This is a genomic window from Kitasatospora sp. NPDC091207, assembly GCF_044768625.1.
Lineage (GTDB): Bacteria > Actinomycetota > Actinomycetes > Streptomycetales > Streptomycetaceae > Kitasatospora.
This window is the reverse complement of the sequence record NZ_JBIVVS010000071.1, coordinates 1-2,018: the sequence shown is the minus strand read 5'-3', so window position 1 is coordinate 2,018 and position 2,018 is coordinate 1. Positions and strand designations below refer to the sequence as shown.

Sequence of the window (2,018 nt, the reverse complement as noted above, 5' to 3'; positions counted from 1 at the left end):
GCCAACAGATCCGCCACCGTCGACCCCGGCAACACACGACCCGTCGCCGCCCACTCCCCCAACACCAGCCCACGCTCACGCACCGTCAGCACGTCCAGGGCTCCGATCCGGCGGTGCGGGTCGGCCGCGACCTGCTCCAGCAGGGCGAGCAGCCGCTCGACCAGCGCCTCGGCGGTGGTGCGGTCGTAGAGGTCGGCCGCGTACTCGAACGCGATGTCGATCTCCTCCGCCGCGGAGGTCTCCTCGAAGTTGAAGTCGAGTTCGAACTTGGCGGCGCCCAGCTCGAAGGGCAGGATCCGGCTCTCCAGGCCGAGCAGGCGCCCCGCCTGGCCGTCGTTGTGCTGGTAGCCGAGCATCACCTGGAACAGCGGGTGCCGGCCGGGCACGCGCGGCGGGTTGACCGCCTCGACCAGGCGGTCGAACGGCAGGTCCTGGTGGGCGAAAGCCGCCAGGTCGGTGTCCCGGGTGCGGGTCAGCAGCTCGGCGAAGGTCGGGTCGCCGGCGAGGTCGTTCCGCAGCACCAGGGTGTTGACGAAGAAGCCGACCAGTCCGTCGAGCGCGCTGTCGGAACGCCCGGCGACGGGTGCGCCGAGGGGGATGTCCGTGCCGGCGCCCAGCCGGTGCAGCAGGGTGGCCACGGCCGCCTGGAGCACCATGAAGGTGGTGGTGCCGGTGGCCCGGGCCGCCTCGCGCAGGCCGCGGTAGACCGCCGGGGGGACCTGGCCGCGCACGGTGTCGCCGCGGTAGCCGGCCACCGGCCTGCGCGGGTGGTCGGTCGGCAGCGGAAGCTCCTCCGGCAACCCGGCGAGCGTCTGCTTCCAGTAGCCGGCCTGCCGGGTGTGCAGGCTCCGCTCGTCCTCGGCCGAACCGAGCAGCTCCTGCTGCCACAGGGTGTAGTCGGCGTACTGGACCGGCAGCGGCACCCAGGTGGGGGTGCGGCCGTCGGTGTGCGCCGTGTAGGCGGTGGTGAGGTCCTCGATGAAGGGGAGCATCGACCACTCGTCGCCCGCGATGTGGTGGAAGAGCACCACCACCACGTGGTCCTCCGGGGCGAGCTCCAGCAGGCTGACGCGCAGCGGCAGTTCGGCGGCGAGGTCGAAGCCGTGGCGCACCGCGGCCTCGACGTCGGCGTCCAGGGTCCCGGGCGAGGACCGCACCACCTGGACGGCGGCCTCGGCGGCCGGCGCGGCCAGGATCCGCTGGTGGACGTCGCCGTCGCGCTCGGTGAAGACGGTGCGCAGGCTCTCGTGGCGCTGTGTCACCGAGCGGACGGCCGCACCGAGGGCGGCCGGGTCGAGCGGGCCGCTGACCCGGACGACCAGGGGCACGTTGTAGGTGGCCCCGGAGTCGTCGAGGTTCTGCAGGAACCACATCCGGCGCTGGGCGTGCGAGAGCGGCAGGTCGGCCGGGCGCTCGCGGCGGCCCAGGACGGGGCGCGGGTCGTCGGCGGCGCCGGCCCGGTGGGCCAGGCCGGCCGGGGTGGGGGCCTCGAAGAGGTCGCGGACGGTCAGCCCGGCGCCGCCGGGCAGCGCGCGGATCCGGCTGATCAGCCGGGTGGCGAGCAGGGAGTGCCCGCCGAGGTCGAAGAAGTGGTCCTCGGGGCCGACCTCGGTGAGGCCGAGCACCTCGGCGAAGGCCCCGCAGAGGATCTCCTCGCGGGCGTCGCGCGGGGCACGGCCGGTGCCGGTACCGGTGGTGGCGGGGGCGGGGAGGGCCTTGCGGTCGAGCTTGCCGTTGACGGTCAGCGGCAGCGCGTCGAGCAGCACGAACGCCGACGGCACCATGTACTCGGGCAGCCGGGCGGCGAGTTCGTTGCGGACGGCGCCCAGGTCCACGGCCGTCGCGGCGGGGACGAGGTAGGCGACCAGGCGCTTGACGCCGGGGGTGTCCTCACGGACCACCACGGCGGCCTGGGCGACCGACGGGTCGAGGGCGATGGCGTCCTCGATCTCACCGGGCTCGACCCGGTAACCCCGGATCTTCACCTGGTCATCGGCCCGGCCCAGGAAGTCCAGCAG

General features: G+C 74.3%; 1 protein-coding gene. It reads right to left on the bottom strand.

The features are described from left to right. On the bottom strand, nt 1-2,018 hold a 2,018-nt coding region (locus ACIQTO_RS38145; RefSeq protein WP_402398273.1), incomplete at both ends, for a condensation domain-containing protein.